Raw genomic sequence first — 22,493 nt, 5'->3', positions numbered from 1 at the left:
AAACGTGGCGGTTGCCGACCCCTGCAACACTAGCCCCATAACCGCCGGCGAAACGGGTATGCCCCGGAATGATTTTCCGCCGCAGAAAAGCGCGTCTTCAGACGGCGAAGGGGGACCGGCAAAACGCGCCCACAAGAACTAGCGGACCCGTTCCGCGTCCTCTTCCACCTGCTGCTGGCGTTCCAGCCAGGGTCCGGCTGCATACCCGGTTACGACGCCGATCCCCACTTCCGCGGCCACCCAGAGTCCCATCCACAAGGGGTCGGGTCCGATCTCGGTGAGGCGTCCCAGTCCGGCGGAGCCGCCGGCCAGCCACGCCAGTCCCGCAGCCAGCAGACCCGAGACCAGGCCAATCAGGACGCCCAGAACCAGGGTGGACGCGGTGGCCGTGAACCAGCGGGAGTGCACCTTGATGGACAGCCACTCGTCAAAGTGGTTCTCGCCTTCACGCAGGAACCACCAGCCCGCCAGGGACCCGGCGAGGACCGGGACCACCAGCGCCACGAACCCATAGTCCAGCGGACCCGACGGGATGGCGGCAAACACCGGGATGGCAGGCAGTGGACCGGCAGCGGTGCCCAGCGGACCCACCTGCGAGCCGATACCCATAGCAAAGCCGGATCCCGACACCCAGGACAGCGCGAAAACGGCGAGGTTGGGGAGGTAGCCCAGCTGCGCAAGGGTGAGCGCAGCACCCCCCACCGCGCCGGCGTCCAGCGCTTCATACACCGCGATGACCAAATTCCAGTGGACAAAGATGTCCACGGCCAGGAGCACACATGCGAGTGCCAAGGCGGACACCAGTGCCAGGACGCCGGCCTTCGCCGCGGACCCGAGGTAGGATCCGGCCCAGCGCGAGTGCTGGCTGGTGCGGGAGATCCAGTCCACAGCGTCGACGCCGATCAGCCGGCTCCACGAACCGGCCTCGCGGCGGGCGCCGATCACCATGCCCAGGGCGAAGGGGACCAGCGGGATCACCATGGCGTACCAGATGTTAATAACGACGTCGGGCGTGCGGCACACAAAGCCGGTTCCTGCACCGAACGCCGCGTAGACCACCCAGGAACCAAGCAACGCCTGCCAAAGCTGGTCGGTGTAAGAAGCGCGGGCCAGCCGCCGTCCCGCCCGCCACGCGAGCAGGAACGGGATCAGGGTGAGCCCCAGCGGAATCAAGGTGAGGGCGCCGGACCCCGAGACGGCCGCCGCCCCGGACCCGACCGCAGCCAACTCCAGCGGCACCCCGTGGATCAGGAGCCACGCCTGGCCGGCGAGGCGGGCCAGGCCGTCAACGGCGGTGTTCAGGAAACCGCCGGTCGCCCCGACAGCCACAATGGAGACAATCACCAGGAGCGCGGAAATGATGGCTGCCTGCGCTGTTTCGAGGGCTCCCTGCAGCCACAAGGGCATGGGAAGGCCACGGTCTCCGGTCTGATCAGCGCGCAGTTTCATCGTGTCCCATGTTGTCACGGCCGGGCCCGCCAGTCCGTCTGCGACAGGCTCATCCGGCCCAGGAGAAGGGATTCTCCAGGGTTCGTAGCCCGCCGTGCTGATCATGAACCCGTTTCCGGTGCGCAGGTGGGCACACACCATGGTCCCCGGCTCCCCCGAACACACCGTGTTGCCGATGCGCACCTTCTGCCGTCCGCGGTCCACGGCCCCGGGAACGTCGGCCCCGCCACGGACTCCGCTTCCATCGGCTGTGCGGGCGAGGATCGCGACGGTTTGCATAAGGGTCTTAGTCCAGCAGAAAGCCCCCGATTGTCGCTGGCAGACGTCCCCATCACGGCCCTGCCCGGCGCTTTTTCCACAGCTCCGCCGTAAAATTGGAATGTCCGCAATCAGTGGTTGGAGGCAGAAAAATGACTACCGCATCCCCACATGCTCACGGTGTTCACTTCGGGCGCGCAGACGTCCAGAATGCCGGCATGGGTGTAGGTATTCTCATGTTGGTGGTGGGTGTCCTGGGCTTTATCCCCGGCATCACCACCCGGTACAGCGAATTGATGTTCCTTGGGCCTGATTCCCATGCCATGTTCCTTGGCGTGTTCCAGGTGTCCATGCTGCTCAACATTGTGCAGCTGGCCATCGGTGCCACGGGCTGGGCGATGTCCCGGACCGAACACGGGGCGCGCAATTACCTCATGGGCGCCGGTGCGCTGTACATCATCCTCAGCATTTTCGGGCTCAGTGTCGGAGTTGCTTCGGCGGCCAATTTCCTGTCGCTGAACATGACAGACAACTGGACCCATCTGGTGCTCGGCGTAGTAATGATTGCTTGTGGCTGGCTGCTGTCCAGGATGAGGGCCAGCGACAGGATGTAGCCCGGAAATGACCAGCCGGGAAATAGGAGCCGCGAATGAGGTTAGATCCATAAAGTTCTGAATATTCGTCCTACTCGCCGGTGCAGTTGGCGCGGTTCCGCGAACAGCTGCACCGGCTTCCTTTTGCCTTCAGCCAGCCGCGGGTGCCTCCCGCTGGAACAATGGGCACATGAGCGCCATCATCCTGGGCTGGGACCCGGCCCGCTGGAACCAGTGGAACTACTCGGCAGTTGTTGAGCAGGTGGCCGTAACCGGTCTCCACCTGGAGCCGTGGACCGTGAACCGGAGTGTCGCCGCAGGCACTGATGCGTGGCTGCTCCTGCTGGGAGCCCACGGTCCGGGACTCATCGGCCATGGCGTCGTCCTCTCGGAACAGCCAGGGCCGTCAGCCAGCCAGGACACCACGAAAATCACTGTGCAGGTGGCGTTCGACGCGCTCCTGCCGCTGGGCGACCAAGTGTCCGCCGACGTTCTCCACGCGATGATCGGAAGCGTCCCTTGGGGCTCTTTAGAACAAGTGACGGAACTCGAACCCGGCGACGGGGCGCGCCTCCGCGACGTCTGGGCCGATTACGGCCCGGAACGGGGACCGGACCCCACTCTCCCGGCGCCTGGCACCTACCCCGATGACGCCGTCGCACGTCTCGCCGTAAACCGGTACGAACGCGACCCCGTGGCGCGGCGGGCCTGCATCGCGCATCGCGGCACCAATTGCGCGGCCTGCGGGTTCTCCTTCGAAATGGCCTACGGCGAGGTTGGCGCAGACTTCATCCACGTCCACCACGAGGTGCCGGCGTCCCAGCTTGGCAGCGGCTACCAGTTGGACCCGCTCACAGACTTGGTCCCGCTGTGCCCCAACTGCCATGCCATGGCGCACCACGGAGTCAGCTCACCCCGAAGCGAAGCCGAACTCAGGCAAATCATCGCCAACGCCGGGTACCTCCGCGGAACCACGGTGACCCCGGAAGAGCTTGAGGCGCAGCGGGTTGGATTCGAAGTTCTGGGCAACGAAAAATCCGCCCAATAATTGAGTCTGGCCACCAAAATGGCCCTCCCTCTGGACTCTTCGGCGGCGGCCAATCACACTGGCTACAAACCATGTGAAAGGACCTGGGCATGCCGGACCTGTCAGCCTTCTTCCCCCTGATTGCCGCCATAATTGGGGCCATCCTGGTGATCGGATTTATCTGGGTGGCCATCAAGCTGACGTGGAAAGTGGCCGAACCCAATGAGGCGCTGATCATCTCCGGCCTGACCCGCGGAACGCTGGAAACCCGGGCCGGAATGGACTTCAAGATTGTGACCGGCAAGGGCGCCCTGGTCCTGCCCGGCCTGCAGACGGTCCGCACCTTATCGCTCACCCTCAATGAAACTGAACTGAAAGTCTCCTGTGTGACTTCCCAGGGCATCCAGGTGGTGGTGGAAGGCGTGGTGATCTACAAAATCGGCGATGCCCCGCCGTTCATTGCGAATGCGGCGAGGCGTTTCCTGGGCCAGCAGCCGAAAATGGAAAGCCAGGTCTACAACGTCTTTGAGGGCCACCTCCGGTCCATCATCGGCAGCATGACCATGGAGGAAATCATCCGGGAACGGGACAAACTGGGTTCCCAGGTGCGCAGCGCCAGCGGCGTGGAGATGGAGAAGCTGGGCCTGGTGGTGGACTCCCTCCAGATCAAGGACCTGCAGGACCCCACGGGCTACATCCAGAACATCGCCAAGCCGCATATCGCCCAGGTGAAGATGGAAGCCCGCATCGCCGAAGCCACCCGGAACCGGGAGGCCGCGGAGAAGGAAGCGGAGGCAGCGGCGCTGATTGCGGATGCCCAGAGCGTCTCGGCCATCCGGCAGTCGGTGGCCCAGGCCAACGCGGAACGGGCCAAGGCCAACGCCGCGCAGGCCGGCCCGCTGGCAGACGCCACGGCGCGGCAGCAGGTGGTGGTGCAGGAAACCGAAGTGGCCAAGCTGGAAGCCGACCGGGAGGAACAGAAGCTCCAAACCACCGTCCGGAAACCCGCAGACGCGAAGGCCTACGCCAAGCGGACCGACGCTGAAGGCCAGAAAGCGGCAGACATCAGCGCCGCTGAGGCGCTGGCCCGGCGCACCGAGCTCGAAGCCCAGGCCAATGCCCGGCGGACGGAACTGCAGGCCCAGGCCAACGCCACGGCCGCAGCAGCCGCGGCCGGCGCCACCAAGGTCACCGGCGAGGCCGAAGCCGCGGCCACCCGGGCCCGCGGCGATGCTGCCGCGTCGGCCATCAAGGCCAAGGCCCTGGCGGAAGCGGACGGCATCAAGGCCCGGGCGGAGGCACTTGGAACCAACCAGGACGCTGTCATCTCCCAGCAGCTCGCCGAGACCATGCCGGCCATCATCGCCGCGGCCGCCGAGCCGTTCTCCCATGTGGGCCAGATGACGGTGCTGAACGGCGGTGACGGGGTCAACAAGATGCTCGGCGGGATCCTTGCGCAGGTGGGCGACTACCTCCCTTCCCTGGCGTCCGCGTTGGCGAAGGGCCGCGAGGGCCGCGAAGTCCGTGAGGCCAAGCGGCCACCCAAGGCTACCGAAACCCCCAAGGCTCCCGAGGCCTGAGCACCCCAGCGGAACTCAGGGACCATCATGCACCGAGACGTTGACCGGAGCCTGACCGGCAAAATCGGCCGGGTGACGGGGCGCATCGGCCCGGGCACCATCGGCGAAGTCATGCTGCCGTACCTGGGCGGCATCATGGCCTTCCATGCCCACCCGTTCGACAAAACGAGTACCTTCGCGGTGGGTGACGAAGTCCTGGTCATCTACCTTGAACCGCCGCAGACCGTGTACGTGGACGAGCTCCCGGATCTGCTGCGGCACGGCGCCGCCCAGTAGGGCTGCGCCCTCCCCGTGTTCACCCAACCTTTCCCTCGGCTCAACCCGTGCGACCCCGCGCCGTCAGTCCCGGCGGCCACCGTGGAGGGGTGAGGATCGCAATTGTTGCCGAATCATTCCTGCCGCTGATGAACGGTGTGACCCACTCCATCCTGCGGGTGCTTGAGCACCTGGAGGCCCAGGGTCACGACGTCCTGGTCATTGCCCCGTCCACCCATGCGGTGGCTGATGCCGTGGCCGAGTTTGCCGGGACTTCCGAAGTGGTTCACGGTGCGAAGGTGCACCGGGTTCCGGCGGTTCCGCTGGCGGGGTATACGAATGTGCGCGTGGCGATGGGCGGTGTGTATCGGGTCAAGCGAATCCTTGCCGATTATGCACCGGACGTGGTCCACCTCGCCTCGCCGTTTATCCTCGGCTGGCGGGCCGTGCAGGCCGCGCATCAGTTGCGTATCCCCACCGTAGCCATCTACCAGACCGAGGTGCCCAGCTACGCGGCCCGATATGGCGTGCCGTTCCTGGAGAACTGGGCGTGGAACCGGGTGGAGAACATCCACCTGCTGGCCACCCGGACCCTGGTGCCGTCCACGTTCGCGCTGAACCAGTTGCGCGGCCGCGGAATTCCGCGGGTGGGCATGTGGCGGCGCGGTGTGGATACCGCACGGTTTTCGCCGGAAAAGCGCGACGCCGGATGGCGGGCGTCCGTGGCCCCCGGCGGTGAGCGGATCATCGGCTACGTGGGCCGGCTGGCTGTCGAAAAGCAGGTGGAGGACCTCGCCGCCCTTTCCCGGGTCCCGAACAGCAAGCTCGTGATCGTTGGGGACGGCCCGCAGCGGGCAGCCCTGCAGGCCGCCCTGCCGGGCGCGGTGTTCACCGGCTTCCTCTGCGGCGAGGAGCTGGCGAAAGCTGTTGCTTCCTTCGACCTTTTTGTCCACCCAGGCGAGTTCGAGACGTTTTGCCAGACCATCCAGGAGGCCATGGCGTCGGGGGTCCCGGTGGTGGCCACGGGCCGCGGCGGCCCCCTGGACCTCGTGGAAAACTCCCGGACCGGCTGGCTGTACCAGCCCGGTGACCTGGCCGGTTTCCGGGCCCACGTGATGGACCTGATGGGCGACGACGCCAAGCGCCGCGCGTTCGCCACCGCCGCCCATGCGTCGGTCCAGGACCGCACGTGGCCGGCGCTGTGCGCCGAGCTTGTGGAGCAGTACCGCTCAGTCATCACCGGCGAACCGGCGCCCAAGCCCGTCCGTCCGGAGCCCAGCCCTGTCTTTCCGGCGGTTGGGCCTGTGGAAACCAAAAAAGGAGTGTCCCTGTGAAAATATCTGTGATCGGCTGCGGCTACCTTGGTGCTGTGCACGCCGCGACGCTGGCATCCATGGGCCACACGGTGGTGGGCATCGACGTGGACGCCGCCAAGGTGGACCAGCTGGGCCGCGGCCTCGCGCCCTTCTTCGAGCCCGGCCTGGACGAGCTGCTCCGCGACGGACGCACCACCGGCCGGCTCAAGTTCTCCAAGGACTTTGCCGCTGCCGCCGGCGCCCAGCTGCACTTCCTGTGCGTCGGGACGCCGCAGTCCAAAACGTCCGACGGTGCCGACCTCACCTACTTGGTGGCCGCCACGGAGGCGCTGCTCCCGCACCTGGCGAGGGGCGCCGTCGTCGTCGGTAAATCAACGGTGCCCGTAGGCACGGTGGACATGCTCCGCGGGCTCCTGGCGGGGCGGCCGGACGTGAAGGTGGGCTGGAATCCGGAGTTCCTGCGCCAGGGCACGGCCGTGAAGGACACGCTGGTGCCGGACCGGCTGGTGTACGGCGTCGAGGGCGGCCGGGCCGCCGCTTTCAATCCCCGGTCCGGTACGCCGTGCGGGGTGACGGCGGCCTTGGATGCTGTTTATGAGCCGCTGCTGAATGCCGGAATTCCGCGGCTGGTGTGCAACTTCGCCACGGCCGAGCTGATCAAGTCGGCCGCCAACGCGTACCTGGCCACCAAGGTCAGCTTCATCAACGCCATCTCCGAACTGTGCGAGGCGTCTGGGGCGGACGTGGCCGAGCTCAGCGAGGCGATGGGCATGGACCCGCGGATCGGCAACCGGTACATGCATGCCGGGCTGGGCTTCGGCGGCGGGTGCCTGCCCAAGGACATCCGCAGCCTTCGCAGCCAGGCCGCCGCGCTGGGTGTGGACCCGGTTAACGAGTGGATGGGCGTGGTGGACTCGATCAACGTCCGCCAGCGAACCCGGACCGTGTCCCTGGCTAAGGAACTGTGCGGCGAGGCGCTTCCGGGGCGCGCCATCACCATCCTCGGCGCTGCCTTCAAACCGGAGACGGATGACATCCGCGATTCCCCGGCCCTGGACGTGGCATCCCGGCTGGCAGCTGCCGGCGCGCACGTGACGGTGACTGATCCGAAGGCCGTCAACCATGTGTTGCTGCGCTACCCCCAGCTGCGGTTCGAGACGTCCACGTCGAGGGCTTTGGAGGGCGCCGACCTGGTGCTGCTGCTCACCGAATGGGACGAATACCGGCGCCTGAGCCCTGCCGTTGCGGGAGGACTCGTACGACGGCGGGTGGTGTTGGATGCGCGGAACGTGCTGGACGCTGCTGCGTGGCAGACAGAAGGTTGGGTGGTCCGCGGGCTGGGCGCCAACGCAGGCAGCGCCAGTCACGATGCCGACGTCGCAGGGGCCGGGCTGACCTGCCGGGCTGCCTGTTCTCGCACCGTGAACCGGCCTCCCGGTTCAAGCAGTCGCTGACGAACGCATCCCATGCGCTCCATGCGGTGGCAGCCCGCTCCGGACTCAGCTGAGCACGCGCTAGCAGAAACGTGGCGTTGCTGCCGGCACCCGAGGTGGCTACTTGAGGCTAGGCGGCGGTCCTGCGCTCGTTTGTCTGGCCCGGCTGCTTCTTGGCGGGCTGGTGCTGCGCGGCCGGACGGTACTGGACCGGCTGCGTCGGGACGGACTGCGTGCCTGCCTCTTGGGCGGGCTGCTGGTCGCTGGCCCGCTCATTGGTGAACTGCTCCTCCTGCGCAGCTTCGGCCGCGGCGTACTCATCCTGAGTTACTTCAGCCGGCGTCATCCCGGCGGGCGCGCACTCGCGGTTGCGGCGCCAGCGGCGTACCAGATCCACGGCGGCGACGATGCCTGCCAGCGGCGTCAGGACTGCCGCCCCATAGACAAACAGCATCCAGGTCAGTGTGGCCATGGGCGGCTGGTTGTTGTGCAGCAGGGAGAGCCCGCCGAACATGGCAATGGTCCAGAACAGCAGTACCGCCGTCAGTACCGCGGCCGCGGGAAAATACTGGTTGCTCGCGATTTTTTTCAGGGTTTCCATGCACTTCCTCCTGCCTGGCCGGGGAGCGGCGCGCAGCCGCATAGAGATAAGTATGCGGCTGCCGGAGCGTGGATTCGCGCAACACGCAGGCAGTGGTGATGAACATAACTGCAGGAGCCTGCGGTTGGCGGTCTTCCCCATCGGCTGACCGCGGAATAGCGTGGTCCTGTCCGGTGCATTCTGCCGGCCCAGTCCTGGAATCTGAATCCCTTGGAGGTCCCCATGCGCAAAGTCACGTCCGGTTTGTTCCACTCACTCGACGGCGTCGTGTCAGACCCTTTCCTGTGGCAATTCGACAGCTTCGACGACGAGCTGGGCAAGGCCATGACCGGCATGATGGAACGCGTGGACACCGTGGTGTTGGGACGCGTTAGCTACCAGGAGTGGGCGGGTTACTGGCCCACCGCGCCGCAGGACCAGGACTTCGCCGGCTTCATCAACCCGGTGGAGAAATGGGTCGCGTCCCGGACGCTGACAGAGCCGCTGGAGTGGCAGAATTCCCATCTCATCGAGGGCCCGCTGGAAGAGTTCGTCGCCGCCCTCAAACAGCGCGACGGCGGCGAAATCGCCGTGAACGGCAGCATCTCCGTGGTGCGCCAACTCCTGTTCGCCGGGCTGCTCGATGAGCTCACCCTGATCACCCACCCGGTGGTGGCCGGCAGCGGCCGGCACCTGTTCGAACCGAACGACCCCACCACCCGGCTCAGTCTGGAGGATCAGTACAAAACCGCCAAGGGCAACGTGGTCAGCACGTACACCCTCCGCGACAACTAGGCCCGGCCGGCCCAATTGCGTAACTTTTCGGGGCATTCCTGTTCACCCCGGCCGGCTCAGCGCGCCACGAGCGCCTCGCTGGCCTCCCACAAACCCTGCGCCAGCCCGGCGTCGTACGCCTGGGCGTTGGCCTTGGCCAGGGCACGTTTGGCGTAGTAGGCGCCGGAGATCCAGTCCGTGCCGGCCGTGCCGTTGATGAGCCACAGCAGGGTGTCGGCACCCTGGTCCGGGGTGAGCATGAAGCGGTTCAGCAGGGTCTTGTATGCGTGCCGCAAGGGGCTGGTGGACTCCGCCGCGAAGTTGGTGCGGACCACGCCCGGGTGGAACGCCGCCGTCGTAATTCCCTGCGCGCCGAAGCGGCGGTGCAGCTCGGACGTGAAGAGGATGTTGGCGAGTTTGGCGGTGCCATAGGCGCGGTTCGTGGAGTAGCTGTGCCCCGCGTTGAGGTCGAAGAGGTCCAGTCTGCCGAAGCCGTTGGCGGCGCTGGCGGTGTTGATGACCTTGGCGTTGCTGGCCGTGAGGACGTCCATGAGCTCGGTGGTGAGCAGGAACGGCGCCAGGTGGTTGATCTGGAACGTGGTTTCGTTGCCGTCCACCGTGAGCTGGTGCTTGCCCATGATGCCGCCGGCGTTGTTGGCGAGGACGTCGATCCGATCGTAGTCGTCCCGCAGCTGCGAGGCGAGGGTGCGGACTTCGGCGAGGTCTGCGAAGTCGGCCACGAAGTAGTCGGCGTTGAGCTCCTTGGCGAGGGCACGCGTCTTCCCCGCGGAACGGCCGACGACGACCACCCGGTCTCCTGCCTCGGCCAGAGTGCGTGCGGCTGCCGCGCCGATGCCGTCGCTGGCGCCGGTGATCACAATGGTGCGTTGGGTCAAGGGGTGTCCTTTGGTCGGTGGAGGGCCGCGCACCCGTTAGGCACACAGAGGCACAACGACGGCGGGCCGGCCGGTGTTCCCGCGCTCCCACTGGAAGGCATGGTGGCCGAAGTCCGCACCAGCCGCAGCCAGCGCGGCCTCATGCCGTTCAAGCACAGGAACGAAGCACTGCAGGCGCACAAGGACGTAGCCGCTGCGGTGGCCGGCGGCGACGCTGTCATGGCGGAGCCCGCCATGCACTCCAGCTTGAAGAGGTGCGGGGCGCAATGGGCCTGCGCTGACCCGGCGCAGGGGTCCGCACCAATCCCGCCGGGCGAAGCCAGCGTAAACCCCTTCCCGCGCCCTGATTTCCTGAGTAGCCTGAAAGAAATCACAGCCTCGGGAGTCATCTCCTGAGGCGGGATACAGGGCTCATGAATTGGGCCTCATAGTGCCGGGTAGAAAGACCTGCGAGGTGGAAGATGGCCATCACCGGAGCGTCACGAATAGGGACAGCCGCAACCGATTCCCCAGCGGTGGTCCCACGGCGCAAAGGCGCCATGGTGGTCACGTGGATCACGTCTACCGACCACAAGATCATCGGGTACATGTACCTGATCGCGTCGTTTGTGTTCTTCTGTCTGGGCGGCGTGATGGCGCTGCTCATCCGGGCTGAACTGTTCGAACCGGGCATGCAGATCCTGCAGACCAAAGAGCAGTACAACCAGCTGTTCACCATGCACGGGACCGTCATGCTGCTGATGTTCGCCACCCCGCTGTTCGCGGGCTTCACCAACGTGATCATGCCCCTGCAGATCGGCGCTCCCGACGTCGCCTTTCCGCGGCTGAACGCGCTGGCGTTCTGGTTCTTCCTCTTCGGCTCCACCATCGCCGTGTCGGGCTTCATCACCCCGCAGGGCGCGGCGGCGTTCGGCTGGTTCGCTTACGCCCCCTTGAATAACACCACGTTCACCCCGGGCGTAGGCGGTGACCTGTGGGTCTTCGGCCTGGCCCTGTCCGGTTTCGGAACCATCCTGGGTGCGGTCAACTTCATCACCACCATCATTTGCATGCGCGCCCCGGGCCTGACCATGTGGCGTATGCCCATCTTCACGTGGAACGCCCTGGTCACCTCCATCCTCGTGATCATGGCCTTTCCCCCGTTTGCCGCTGCGCTCATGGGCCTGGGGGCGGACCGTAAATTCGGCGCCCACCTCTACGACCCGGAAAATGGTGGCGCCATTCTCTGGCAGCACCTGTTCTGGTTCTTTGGCCACCCGGAGGTGTACATTATCGCGCTGCCGTTCTTCGGCATCGTCTCGGAGATCTTCCCGGTCTTCAGCCGCAAGCCGATCTTTGGCTACAAGGGTCTGGTCTACGCCACCATTGCCATTGCCGCCCTGTCCGTGACGGTGTGGGCCCACCACATGTATGTCACCGGTTCGGTGCTGCTGCCGTTCTTCGCGTTTATGACCATGCTCATCGCGGTTCCCACCGGTGTGAAGTTCTTCAACTGGATCGGCACCATGTGGCGGGGGTCGTTGACCTTCGAAACCCCCATGCTGTGGAGCATCGGCTTCCTGATCACGTTCCTCTTCGGCGGCCTGACCGGGATCATCCTGGCATCCCCGCCGCTGGACTTCCACGTCTCCGACTCATACTTCGTGGTGGCGCACTTCCACTATGTGGTGTTCGGCACCGTGGTGTTCGCGATGTTCGCCGGCTTCTACTTCTGGTGGCCGAAGTTCACCGGCAAGATGCTCAACGAGCGCCTCGGCAAGATCCACTTCTGGCTGCTGTTCCTGGGCTTCCACGGAACCTTCCTCATCCAGCACTGGCTCGGCGTTATGGGCATGCCCCGCCGTTACGCCGACTACCTCGTGGAGGACAACTTCACCTGGATGAACCAGTTCTCCACCATCGCCTCGTTTGTCCTCGGTGCGTCGCTGATCCCGTTCTTCTGGAACATCTACATCACCTGGCGCAGCACCGAGAAGGTCGAAGTCGATGACCCGTGGGGCTTCGGCGCCTCGCTCGAATGGGCCACGTCGTGCCCGCCGCCTCGCCACAACTTCACGTCCCTCCCCCGCATCCGTTCAGAGCGGCCGGCCCTGGACCTGCACCACCCGGAGCTCAGCGTCCGCGAGCACGACACAACGCACAGCGCCGCCTCGGCCGCCCTGGGGGCCGCCGACATCGGCGCAAAGGACGTACGCAGTCCCAACCCGGACGAGTGACCCGCGCCGGGCTGTACTCGTTGGTTGAGCGCGGGCAAGGGTCAGCGGTTGAAGCACGCCTGGGTTAACAAAAGCAGGGCCGGTCAAAATGACCGGCCCTGCTTTGAAAATGAAACCCTAAGGCCCCAGAATCTCTAAGGAATTAGAGTGCCTGGATGTTGACGGCCTGGGGGCCCTTGGGGCCCTGCTCGGTTTCGAAGGAAACCTTCTGGTTCTCTTCGAGTGAGCGGAAGCCGGAAGAGGCGATCGCGGAGTAGTGTGCGAAAACGTCCTGTGAGGAGTCATCGGGGGAAATGAAGCCGAAGCCCTTTTCAGCGTTAAACCATTTGACGGTACCAGTAGCCATTATTTTTGTCCTTCGTGAAGGTGGAGGAAAAGTCCCGACTTTCGGGTCCTCCGGTGTGGCATGTTCAAAACCGCTACTTCAGAAAGACGCGGACTTTCGACCGCGCGTACTGCCTGAACTACCAACTGCATAAACACAACAACAGGATCAACACTACAGGAGATTTCGAACAGGATTTACCACTGGCCAGTGCGGTGTGATGGTTGAGCCCGCGGACGCCCAGGCGTACCGTTCTCCCATGGGACAGATTAGGGCCATCCTCCTACCCGGTTCGGTGCTCCCCGCCCAGGCGGCTTACGGCGCACTGATCGCGGCCCTCGGGCCGGACGTGCAGGCAATCACCAAGGACCTCGAACTCTATTCGGGCGATGAGCCGCCGGCCGGCTGGAGCCTGGATACAGAGATCGACGGAGTGCTGCGCGAAGCACACGCGCGGGGTTGGGAGACGTTCCATTTGGTTGGCTATTCAGGTGGCGGCGCAGCGGCGCTGGCGTTCGCTGCCAAGCACCCGGACAGACTCCTCAGCCTGGCGCTGCTGGAACCCGCCTGGGCAGGCAACTGGGACTGGACGCCCGCCCACGCGGAGCTCTGGAAGAAATACGACCAGCTGGAAACCCTTCCACCGGAGCAATTCATGCCCGCCTTCATGAGGCTGGGAGTTAGGCCCGACGTCGTCCTTCCGCCACCGCCGCCGGGTCCCCCGCCGCCGTGGATGGCGAAACGGCCCGCGGGTATCGAGGCGTTCCTGCGGATCTTTAAGACCTATGACCTGGACAGGGCGCGCTTGGCCGCCTTTCGCCAGCCCGTCTTCTTTGCCCTCGGCGGCTTGAGCAACCCCGATGACTACGGCGAGATTGCCAGCCGGCTGTCAAGGGTTTTCTTCCCGGATTTCCATCTGGAGGTGTTCCCCAAGCGCCACCATTTTGATCCGCCCCACCGGATCGAGCCCGAGCGCCTGGCGGAGCTGCTCCTGCGGCACTGGAAGCAGGCCGGTGGTTGAGCCTGTCGAAACGTGTGCCGAACTCGGACCTTGACGAGATGGCCGGTTTGGCGGGGCAGCCACCCTCGCGGGACTGCTCTCGACCGGGCTCCTGAATGGGCATATCCTGCACTCAGATCCCGCTGCAAGGAGACGAAGAGCCATGGAAATGCCCAAGCCGTCCGACGCCGACAAGGAACGGTTCCGCTCGCTGGTGCCGGACCATCCCGGGGTGTCCGTCAAGCCGATGTTCGGCAACCTGGGCGCCTTCGTGAACGGCAACATGTTCGCTGGCCTGTTCGGGCCGACCATCGGTGTCAAGCTTTCGGGAAAGGACCGGGAAGTCCTGGAAAGCACCGAGCGGACAGTGCCGTTCGGGCCTGTGGAGCGGCCCATGGGCGGCTACACCGGCCTGCCGGAGATGTGGAATGAGGAGGGGGACGGCGACGACGCCCGGGCGCGCGCCTGGGTGGAGAAAGCCTTCGGTTACGTTGCCACACTGCCGCCGAAGGAGCCCAAGGCCGGCGCATTGAAGGCCGGCAAGGCCTAGGCCGCGACGAAGTAGCCATGACCCCGCGCGCCGCGTCCCCGGAAAAGATGCACACCCTGGTGATCGGCGCCGGGCAGGCGGGCCTGGCCACCAGCTACTGGCTGACCCAGCACGGCGTGGAGCACCAGGTTTTGGACCGCCGGGACGAGCTGGGCGGCGCCTGGCAGGACCGGTGGGACTCGTTCTACCTGAACACGCCGAATTTCTCGTTTTTGCTGCCGGACCTGACATACAGCGGGACCGAGCCGGAGCTTTTCCTTCCCGTGACACCGTGATCGGTCTCTTCCGCGACTACTCGTAGCGGATCGCGGCACCGGTGCCGCTGGGGACCGAGGTTAACCGGATCGCTCAGACAGACGGCGGCTTCGCGGTGGAAACGGGGCGGGGCGCCTGGCTGGCCCACAACGTGGTGCTCGCCAACGGCGCCTTCCAGCTCCCGCGGATCCCGCCCGCCGCCGTCGGACTTCCACCGCACGTCACGCAGCTGCACAGCCACGATTACCGGAACCCCGCGCAGCTGCCGCCCGGCGCAGTTCTGGTGGTGGGGACGGGACAGTCAGGCGGCCAGATCACCGAGGACCTGCTCGACGCCGGCCGGGAGGTGCACCTCTCCGTCTCGGCCTGCCCGGAAGCCCCGCGCCGGTACCGCGGCCAGGACATCCTTTACTGGATTCTGCAGGTGAACCTGCACGGCCCCGCGTACGGCATCAACGGCCTCCAGGTGGACCAGCTCCCCTCGCCCGCCGCGCGGTTCATGTGCAACCCGCTGCTCTCAGGCAATGGTGGCGGCCACAGCATCCGCCTGCGCGGGCTGGGGCGCCGCGGCGTCCGGCTGCACGGACGGTTCGAGGGAACGGACGACGGCGGACTCGTCTTCACGGACGACCTCCCCCAGCGTCTCGCGCTGGTGGAGGCGGGGTTCGGCCAGCGGCTGAAGCTGATGGCGGATGCGTATATATCAGCAGCCGGCATCGACGCACCTCCCGCCGAGCCTGTGACTGCGGATGACTGGCTGCCGTCCGAATCGGGCGCCCGGCTGGACCTGGCTGCCGAGGGCATTACCTCCGTCATCTGGTGCACAGGGTACGGGCTGGACTTCAGCTTCCTCGATATACCGGTGCTGGATCAGTGGAACTATCCGCGCCATACCCGCGGCGTCACCGAGGTCCCCGGCCTGTACGCCGTGGGGCTGCCGTGGCTCACCAAACACCTGTCGGCCACGCTGTCAGTAGTGGGTGCGGACGCGGAGTTCATGGCGGAGCACCTCGCGGCCCGCTAGCACCCTGTTACCTTCCCGTCACTCCAATGTCGTGGCCGTCCCTTAGAGTGGTCCCACACGATGTGAGCCACAAAACCCGGGACCCCCAATGGACTTCTACGCCATCAATTCCCTGCGTGAAAACCATGCAGGCTGGTCGCTGCTCCGAGCCCAGAACGCCCCCCTGGCGCTGACATTTTTCATGGCGGCGTTCACCGGACCCAACCAGCGCAACCTGGGCCGGCAGCAGCTTATCGATGTGCTGGACGACGTGCTCTTCGGCCTCCGGGACCGGGAGGGTGAGGACAAGTTTCCTCGTGCGGCAGGCGAATACCTCGATGACTGGGCCGGCCCGGAAAGGGCCTGGCTGCGGAAATACTATGTGCCCGGCGAGGACGAGCCGCACTACGACCTGACAGCCGCGGCCGAGGACGTGGTCCGCTGGGTGGAAAACCTGCGCGGCCGCGACTTCGTGGCCACCCAGTCACGGCTGACCAGCATCTTCGCGGTCCTCAAGCAGCTGGTGCAGCAGTCGGAAACGGACCCAGAAGTCAGGCTCGCCGAACTGCAGCGCCAAAAGGACGGGATCGACGCCGAGATGCAGCGGATCCGCGACGGCAACATCCGGGTCATGACCGGACCCGAAGCGCTGGACCACCTCCAGCAGCTCACCGCACTGGCCAAGGACCTGCTGTCCGATTTCCGCGAGGTGGAGCAGAACTTCCGCAAACTGGACCGGCAGGTGCGGGAACAGATCGCCACCTGGTACGGGACCCAGGGCGAGCTGCTGGCATCCATCTTCGCCAACCAGCAGGACATCAGCAGCTCCCTCCAGGGCCGCACGTTCCAGGGCTTCTGGGACTACCTCATGTCCCCGCAGCTGCGCACCGAACTGCAGGACCTCCTCCAGCGCGCCACCCAGATCGAGGCCCTCGCCAAAACCGATGGGCTGCATACCGTGGCCAACCTGCACCAGGACTGGCTGCCCGCCGTCGAGCAGACCCAGGCCACCGTCCGCCAGCTTTCCCAGCAGATGCGCCGGCTCCTTGACGACAAAGTCTTCCTCGAGAACAAGCGCATCATGCAGCTGATCCGCAGCGTCGAATCCGGCGCGCTGGGCACCCGGGAGTCACCGCCGTCGGGCGTATTCATGGAGATCGACGCGCCGTCCGTGGACGTGGTGCTGCCGTTTGAGCGGCCCCTGTATGAGCCCAGCCGGAAGGTGATGGTGGACGACGCCGTCCTCACCGCCGATGACACGGACGTGGACGCGGGTGCCCTGTTCAGCCAGTTCCATGTGGACAAGGAACGGCTGCGGGGCAACATCGACGCCGTCCTTTCCGACGCCGGGCAGGCCACCCTAGCGGAGGTCACCGCCGCGTATCCGCTCTCCCAGGGCCTGGCGGAGGTGGTGGCGTACTACCAGCTGGCCACCGAGTCGGACTGGGCCACCATCAACCCAGAGCAGTCCCAGCAACTGTCCTGGCAACTCCCGGACGGCAGCATCCGCGAAGCCACCCTCGAACAGATCATCTTCGGAAGGCCAGCATGAGCCCGGCGAATCCCAGCACCGACCAGACCGAAGCAAGGACGCCGGAGGAGCTCCCCGGCGTCGTCACCAGGCTCTTCAAAGGCGTGCTCTACGCGGAAAACGACGAGAAGGTCTGGCAGTCGCTGCTCGGCCTGACCTCCCATGTCCGCGATTACGTCTCCGTGCTGGGCCTGGACCTGATCCTGGACGAATCCGAGGGGTACGCGTTCCTGCGGTCGCGCGAGGATCCGGACGGCACGCTCCCCCGGCTCATCGCCCGCCGGACGCTCACGTTCAACGTCAGCCTGCTGCTGGCGCTGCTGCGCGGCCGGATGCTTGAGTTCGACACCAACAGCAGCGAGCTCCGGCTCATCATGACCGCGCAGGACATCGCGGACATGGTCTCCGTTTTCCTGCCCGAATCCAGTAATGAGGCCAAGATCCTGGACCGGCTGGGCACGGACATCAAGAAGGTGGTGGAGCTCGGCTTCCTGCGCAAACTCAAGGGGCAGTCGGACACGTACGAGGTGGCCCGGATCCTGAAGGCGTACGTGGATGCGCAGTGGCTGGAGGAGTTCGATGCGCGGCTGGCTGACTACCGCGCGACCCTCGCCGGCGAGCCACCCGCCGGGGCCCCTGCCGCCGGAGCGGCTGAAACGGAGGAGGGCAAGTGACGGCGCAGCTCGGCACGGACCTGCAGGAGAGCCTGTTCAGCCTGGATGAAACAGCGGACGACGCCGGCACTCCCCCCGGCTTCCGGCTGCATCGTTTGGAGCTGCTCAACTGGGGCACGTTCCACCAGGGCGTGCGCACGTTCCGGCTGGAAGGGGCGAACAGCCTGCTCACCGGCGACATCGGCTCCGGCAAGTCCACCGTGGTGGATGCGATCACCACACTGCTGTTGCCGGCGCACAAGATCGAGTACAACAAGGCGGCCGGTGCGCAGAAGAAGGAACGCTCCCTGATGTCGTACGTCCGGGGCTTCCACAAGAGCGCCCGGAGCACCGGCGGCGAGTACTCGAAGCCGGTGGCCCTGCGCGGAACAGGCCAGCTGACCGTGGTGCTTGGCATCTTCCATAACGCCGTGCTGGGCAAATCGATCACGCTGGGCATCACACTCTGGGCCACGCAGGAGGCCGGGCAGCCCAACCGTTTCTACTCGCTCGCGGAGGCAGAGCAGTCCATCGCGGCGGACTTCAGCAACTTCGGCCAGGACCCGCTGAAGCTCAAGAAGAAGCTCCGCGCCGCCGGGGCTTCGGTTCACGACTCGTTCGAGCCGTACTCGGCTGCGTTCAAGCGGCAGTTCGGAATCAGCGGCAACCAGGCCATGGAGCTGTTCCACCGCACCGTGTCCATGAAGCAGGTGGAAAACATCACCTCGTTTGTGCGCAGCAACATGCTCGAGGAGGACGATGTTGCCACCCGGATCACCAACCTGATCCACCACTTCGATGACCTGAAGAAAGCCCACGACGCCGTCCTCCGCGCCAAGGACCAGATCGCCCTGCTGACGCCCATCAAGGAAGGCGCCGCCCAGCACGCTAATCTCAGCGCAGACGACGACCTGGCACGGAAACAGCGCGACCAGCTGCATCCCTGGTTCACGGACCGGAAGCTGCAGCTGAGCCTGGAGCACCAGGCCGAGATGGAACAGACCGGCGTGCGGCTGCAGGAGGACGCCGCCCGGCTCAAGGGCGAAACCACCCAGCTGCGCCGCGACCTCTCCGGCGTGGAAGAGGACATCCGCACCAACGGCGGCGGCCGGCTGGCAGCCATCGACGCCGACCTGTCCCGGCTCGGCGCCGAGTCCGCGGCCCAGCGGCAACGGTTCGAGACGTACACCGCCGCCGCAGCTGACCTGGGGCTGCAGGCCCCGGAGGACCGGGTACTGTTCGATGCCAACCGGGCCCGGCTCGCCGAAGTCGAGGCCGAGCTCGGCAAGGCGTCGGACGAGCTGCAGGACCGGCGCACCGAGCTGACCATGACCCGGACCGTGCTGACCGGCCAGGCCGCGGACATCGCCGCCGAGCTCACCAGCCTGCAGGCCCGGCGCAACCTGATCCCCCTCCCCCAGCTGGACATTCGGCGTCGGCTTTGCGAGGGCACCGGGATCAAGGACACCGACCTGCCCTACGTGGGCGAGCTCCTCAAAATCCGCGACGGCGAGTCCGCCTGGGAAGGTGCTGCCGAACGCACGCTGCACGGGTTTGCGCTCTCGCTCCTGGTGCCGGCAGAGCACTACGCCGCCGTCAGCACCTGGGTTGACTCAAATATCCTGAGAGGCCGGCTCGTCTACCTAAAAATCGGCGATTCGTACGCGCCCAAACCGGCGGAGCCTGGGACACTCGCGGCCAAGATCGCCATCAAGCAGGGCACACCGTTCCGCGACTTCCTGCAGGACGAACTCAGCAGCCGGTTCGACTACTTCTGCTGCGAGAACCTCGCAGACTTCCGCCGCTACCCCAAGGCGCTGACGGCCAACGGCCAGCTCAAGGGCGGCCGCGGCAGACACGAGAAGGACGACCGGAAGGACCTCGCGGACCGGCGCAACTACGTCCTGGGCTGGGACAACCACGACAAAATGGCCCGCTTCCGCGCCGAGCAGGATGAGGTCCAGGGCCGGCTCAAGGTGGTGGCCACGGAGCTCGGCAAGGTCAATGACCAGCTGGGATCGCTGGGCCGGCAGAACCGGCAGCTGGGCATCATCGGCTCGGTGCAGGACTTCGGCGAGATCAGCTGGCAGCTCACGGCCCGCCGGATCGAGGACCTCAAGGCGGAGAAGCGGGAGCTGGAGTCAACCAGCGACGTCCTGCAGCAGCTGATGGCCAAGCAGGCCCAGGTGACGGACGATCTGGGCCGTCTGGAGGACAAGGGCGGGAAGCTGCAGCAGCGGCTCGGCGCCAATGAGAAGGACGCCCGCGACATCGCCGAGGCCATCGATGAGTGCCGCGCCGTCCTGGCCGGGACGCCGGTAACGGACGACGGCGTGGTGCTGGCCGCCGTCGGACGCCTCACTGCGGAGGCGCTCGGCGACAAGCCGCTCACCTACCGGAACACAGGCACCGTGGAAAGCACGGTGCGGAGCGGATTGACGGAGCGGATCGACGCCCTGTCCAAGCGGATCGCGAGGGCGGCCGAGAGCACGGTCAGGCAGATGGCGGACTTCCGCAACAATTACCCGAACGAAACCACGGACATCGACGCGTCACTGGAGGCCGCGGCGGACTTTAACCGGCTGCTGGAGCAGCTGGAGGGCAACGACCTTCCCCGGTTCGAGGCCCGGTTCAAGGAGTCGCTGAACCAGAACACCATCCACGAGGTGGTGGCGTTCAACGCGTTCCTGGACAGCCGGCGGCAGGACATTGTGAACAGGATCGGCGAAATCAACCAGTCGCTGGCGGGGATTCCGTACAACACGGGCCGGCACATCCAGCTGGAGCACCAGAGCACGTCGGACCAGGACGTGCGCGAGTTCGGCAGTGATCTGCGGGCGTGCTCGGAGGGGACCATCGGTGACGAGGACCAGTACTCGGAGCAGAAGTATCTCCAGGTGGAGCGGCTGATCGAGCGGTTCCGGGGCCGCGACGGGCTGACCACGCTGGACGAGCGGTGGACTGCGAAGGTGACGGATGTGCGGAACTGGTTCGCGTTCTCGGCGTCGGAGAAGTGGACGGAGACCGGCGAGGAGTACGAGCACTTCACGGATTCCGGCGGCAAGTCCGGCGGGCAGAAGGAGAAGCTGGCGTACACCATCCTGGCTGCGGCGCTGGCGTTCCAGTTCGGGCTCGGGTCCGGCAAAGGCGCGGGCCGGAACGCGGGCAGCGGCCGGAGTTTCCGGTTTGTGGTCATTGACGAGGCGTTCGGCCGTGGCTCGGACGAGTCGGCACGGTACGGGCTGGAGCTTTTCCAGCGGATGAAGCTGCAGCTGCTGATCGTCACTCCGCTGCAGAAGATCCACGTGATCGAGCCGTTCGTCTCGCACGTGGGGTTTGTGGCGAACACCAACGGCGACGACTCCCAGCTGCGCAACATGACCATCCAGGAGTACCGCGAGGAAAAGGACCGGCGTGGCCGGTGACGCGGGCCATGCTCACGGCTGGACCACGCTGGCGGGGCTGCGGGCGCAATCACTAAAGGCCTGGAACAGAGGGGGCCTGCTGCGGGAGCTACTGGAGCCGTCCGGTGTATATCCGCGGCGCCGGCCGCTGAAACGCCCGACGGCGGCCGAATTGTTGAGTGATTACGGTGCTGTCCGTGCGTGGGCGGCGGAGCTTTCCGCCGCGGCTGGTGCGTACGGGCTGGAGACGGTGGAGGTGGGGCGCCGGACGGTTGGGTCCAACCGGATACCTGCGGCCGCTGTGTTTCCGACTGTGGAGGACGAGATCGGATTCGTCGGAAAGGGCAGGGAAGCTGCCCAATTTGGCCGGCTCGCCGCGGACCTGGGCGGGCTGGAACCGCTGCTCCTTGGCTGGGCTGCGAGGCGGCCGCTGAAACTCCTGGAGCTGGGAGCTGATGCGCTGACGGCGGCGCGGGTGGCATTGTGGCTGCGGGACAATCCCGAACCCGGCATCTACGTCCGGCAGTTGAGCCTTCCCGGCGTTCACACCAAGTTCATCGAGCAGCACCGGCAGGTTATTGATCAGCTGCAGGCCGCCGTCGGGCCGGTTTCCGCCATTCAGGACGCGGACGTGGACGACGTCAGCGTCGAGGATCCTCCGGCCGGGTTCGCCGCGACGGACGCTGCCCTGGAGGAGGGGGCAGGCCGCACGCCGGCGGCACGTTTTGCGCGGCGGCACGGCTTCATGCATCCGCCGGAGCTGGTGCGGTTCCGGCTCCTGGATCCGGACCTGGACCTGTTCGGCGGTGCCCGTGACATCACCGTCACTGCCGAGGCCTTCAGTTCGTTGCGGTTGCCGGTGGAAACCGTGATCGCAACGGAGAACCAGGTGAATTTCCTTGCCCTGCCGGAGCAGCCCGGGTGCCTGGCTCTGTACGGGGGCGGCTACGGGTTCACCTCGTTGCGGCACACTGCATGGCTGCGCGGCTGCCGAGTCCTTTATTGGGGCGACATCGACACCCACGGCTTCCGGATCCTGGACCAGCTCAGGGCCGTGCACCCGCATGTTGAGAGTGTGCTGATGGATGCGGAAACCCTGCTGGCACACCGGGACAGGTGGGGATCGGAACCAACGCCGTCGAAAGCTCAGCTGACCAAGCTGACAGCCGGGGAAAAAGAGGTCTACGAAGCCCTCTGCAACGACAGCTACGGAAAGAAGTTGCGCCTGGAGCAGGAGCAGGTTACTTGGGACTGGGCGCTGAAACGACTGCGCTAAGGCCGATGGTCAGCGTGCGACGCCGAGAAAGACGGCGAGAGATTGCTCCACCGCAACAGGGGCGTGGACCAATGGCTGGAGCGTCCGGAATAGGTGACATGCGCCGAAGGCAAACCTAC

At 65.9% G+C, this 22,493-nt stretch carries 21 protein-coding genes; 17 read left to right on the top strand and 4 right to left on the bottom strand.

All coding sequences use genetic code 11. The features are described 5' to 3' along the window. Nucleotides 1–138: 138 nt before the first annotated feature. A complete protein-coding gene (locus ABIB27_RS05595; RefSeq protein ID WP_354215343.1) occupies nt 139–1,449 on the bottom strand; it encodes a cell division protein PerM in 1,311 nt (436 codons plus the stop codon). A gap of 410 nt (nt 1,450–1,859) precedes the next feature. On the opposite strand from ABIB27_RS05595, the gene ABIB27_RS05590 reads away from it, so the two are divergent. The 6 genes from ABIB27_RS05590 to ABIB27_RS05565 all read left to right on the top strand — a co-directional run bounded on the left by ABIB27_RS05590 (nt 1,860) and on the right by ABIB27_RS05565 (nt 7,932). Next, nucleotides 1,860–2,321 carry a DUF4383 domain-containing protein gene (locus ABIB27_RS05590; RefSeq protein WP_354215053.1) on the top strand — a complete coding sequence of 154 codons (462 nt, stop codon included), beginning with the start codon at nt 1,860–1,862 and terminating at the stop codon, nt 2,319–2,321. A 169-nt stretch (nt 2,322–2,490) separates the two neighbouring features. Next, entirely contained in the window at nt 2,491–3,348 is an 858-nt protein-coding gene (locus ABIB27_RS05585; RefSeq protein WP_354253660.1) for an HNH endonuclease, read from the top strand. A gap of 89 nt (nt 3,349–3,437) precedes the next feature. After that, on the top strand, nt 3,438–4,907 hold the full coding sequence (locus ABIB27_RS05580) for a flotillin family protein (protein ID WP_354215051.1): 1,470 nt from the start codon (nt 3,438–3,440) through the stop codon (nt 4,905–4,907). Nucleotides 4,908–4,934: 27 nt separating this feature from the next. Beyond that, nucleotides 4,935–5,183, top strand: coding sequence for an NfeD C-terminal domain-containing protein (locus ABIB27_RS05575; RefSeq protein ID WP_354215050.1), 249 nt, complete (start codon nt 4,935–4,937; stop codon nt 5,181–5,183). Nucleotides 5,184–5,272: 89 nt separating this feature from the next. Further along, nucleotides 5,273–6,496, top strand: coding sequence for a glycosyltransferase family 4 protein (locus ABIB27_RS05570; RefSeq protein WP_354215049.1), 1,224 nt, complete (start codon nt 5,273–5,275; stop codon nt 6,494–6,496). Continuing rightward, nucleotides 6,493–7,932 (top strand): UDP-glucose dehydrogenase family protein, encoded by a 1,440-nt coding sequence (locus ABIB27_RS05565; RefSeq protein ID WP_354215048.1) that lies wholly within the window; start codon nt 6,493–6,495, stop codon nt 7,930–7,932. The genes ABIB27_RS05570 and ABIB27_RS05565 overlap by 4 nt, the downstream gene beginning before the upstream one ends. 109 nt (nt 7,933–8,041) lie before the next feature. Here the strand turns inward: ABIB27_RS05565 and ABIB27_RS05560 are convergent, their stop codons facing one another. Continuing rightward, nucleotides 8,042–8,512: a hypothetical protein gene (locus tag ABIB27_RS05560; protein ID WP_354215047.1), complete on the bottom strand. Its 471-nt coding sequence runs from the start codon at nt 8,510–8,512 to the stop codon at nt 8,042–8,044. 222 nt (nt 8,513–8,734) lie between these two features. Here ABIB27_RS05560 and ABIB27_RS05555 point away from each other — a divergent pair, with 222 nt between their 5' ends. Then, nucleotides 8,735–9,286: a dihydrofolate reductase family protein gene (locus tag ABIB27_RS05555; protein ID WP_354253659.1), complete on the top strand. Its 552-nt coding sequence runs from the start codon at nt 8,735–8,737 to the stop codon at nt 9,284–9,286. Between the two features lie 56 nt (nt 9,287–9,342). On the opposite strand, the gene ABIB27_RS05550 is transcribed toward ABIB27_RS05555, so the two are convergent. Next, nucleotides 9,343–10,161: an SDR family NAD(P)-dependent oxidoreductase gene (locus tag ABIB27_RS05550; RefSeq protein WP_354253658.1), complete on the bottom strand. Its 819-nt coding sequence runs from the start codon at nt 10,159–10,161 to the stop codon at nt 9,343–9,345. A gap of 99 nt (nt 10,162–10,260) precedes the next feature. On the opposite strand from ABIB27_RS05550, the gene ABIB27_RS05545 reads away from it, so the two are divergent. After that, nucleotides 10,261–10,557: a hypothetical protein gene (locus ABIB27_RS05545; protein WP_354253657.1), complete on the top strand. Its 297-nt coding sequence runs from the start codon at nt 10,261–10,263 to the stop codon at nt 10,555–10,557. Nucleotides 10,558–10,622: 65 nt separating this feature from the next. Beyond that, the gene (ctaD, locus tag ABIB27_RS05540) at nt 10,623–12,377 is read left to right on the top strand and encodes an aa3-type cytochrome oxidase subunit I (RefSeq protein WP_354253656.1); all 1,755 of its coding nucleotides are present in this window, start codon (nt 10,623–10,625) and stop codon (nt 12,375–12,377) included. A 142-nt stretch (nt 12,378–12,519) separates the two neighbouring features. On the opposite strand, the gene ABIB27_RS05535 is transcribed toward ctaD, so the two are convergent. Further along, on the bottom strand, nt 12,520–12,723 hold the full coding sequence (locus ABIB27_RS05535; protein WP_024365339.1) for a cold-shock protein: 204 nt from the start codon (nt 12,721–12,723) through the stop codon (nt 12,520–12,522). A 238-nt stretch (nt 12,724–12,961) separates the two neighbouring features. On the opposite strand from ABIB27_RS05535, the gene ABIB27_RS05530 reads away from it, so the two are divergent. From ABIB27_RS05530 to ABIB27_RS05495, 8 genes are all read left to right on the top strand, one after another. Continuing rightward, nucleotides 12,962–13,723: an alpha/beta fold hydrolase gene (locus ABIB27_RS05530; protein ID WP_354253655.1), complete on the top strand. Its 762-nt coding sequence runs from the start codon at nt 12,962–12,964 to the stop codon at nt 13,721–13,723. Between the two features lie 142 nt (nt 13,724–13,865). Next, complete coding sequence (locus tag ABIB27_RS05525; RefSeq protein WP_354253654.1) at nt 13,866–14,252, top strand: TfoX/Sxy family protein; 387 nt, start codon at nt 13,866–13,868, stop codon at nt 14,250–14,252. A gap of 17 nt (nt 14,253–14,269) precedes the next feature. Beyond that, on the top strand, nt 14,270–14,527 hold the full coding sequence (locus ABIB27_RS05520) for an NAD(P)-binding protein (protein WP_354253653.1): 258 nt from the start codon (nt 14,270–14,272) through the stop codon (nt 14,525–14,527). 41 nt (nt 14,528–14,568) lie between these two features. Further along, the gene (locus tag ABIB27_RS05515; protein ID WP_354253652.1) at nt 14,569–15,531 is read left to right on the top strand and encodes an NAD(P)-binding domain-containing protein; all 963 of its coding nucleotides are present in this window, start codon (nt 14,569–14,571) and stop codon (nt 15,529–15,531) included. An 88-nt stretch (nt 15,532–15,619) separates the two neighbouring features. Beyond that, nucleotides 15,620–17,062, top strand: a complete 1,443-nt coding sequence (locus tag ABIB27_RS05510; protein ID WP_354253651.1) for a DUF3375 domain-containing protein — start codon at nt 15,620–15,622, stop codon at nt 17,060–17,062. Further along, a complete protein-coding gene (locus tag ABIB27_RS05505; RefSeq protein ID WP_354216098.1) occupies nt 17,059–17,715 on the top strand; it encodes a DUF4194 domain-containing protein in 657 nt (218 codons plus the stop codon). The genes ABIB27_RS05510 and ABIB27_RS05505 overlap by 4 nt, the downstream gene beginning before the upstream one ends. After that, complete coding sequence (locus ABIB27_RS05500) at nt 17,712–21,119, top strand: ATP-binding protein (RefSeq protein WP_354253650.1); 3,408 nt, start codon at nt 17,712–17,714, stop codon at nt 21,117–21,119. The genes ABIB27_RS05505 and ABIB27_RS05500 overlap by 4 nt, the downstream gene beginning before the upstream one ends. After that, nucleotides 21,109–22,374 carry a Wadjet anti-phage system protein JetD domain-containing protein gene (locus ABIB27_RS05495; protein ID WP_354253649.1) on the top strand — a complete coding sequence of 422 codons (1,266 nt, stop codon included), beginning with the start codon at nt 21,109–21,111 and terminating at the stop codon, nt 22,372–22,374. The genes ABIB27_RS05500 and ABIB27_RS05495 overlap by 11 nt, the downstream gene beginning before the upstream one ends. Nucleotides 22,375–22,493 lie beyond the last annotated feature (119 nt).

The organism is Arthrobacter sp. UYEF21, from assembly GCF_040546085.1.
Lineage (GTDB): Bacteria > Actinomycetota > Actinomycetes > Actinomycetales > Micrococcaceae > Arthrobacter.
This window is presented reverse-complemented; position numbering and strand designations above follow the sequence as displayed.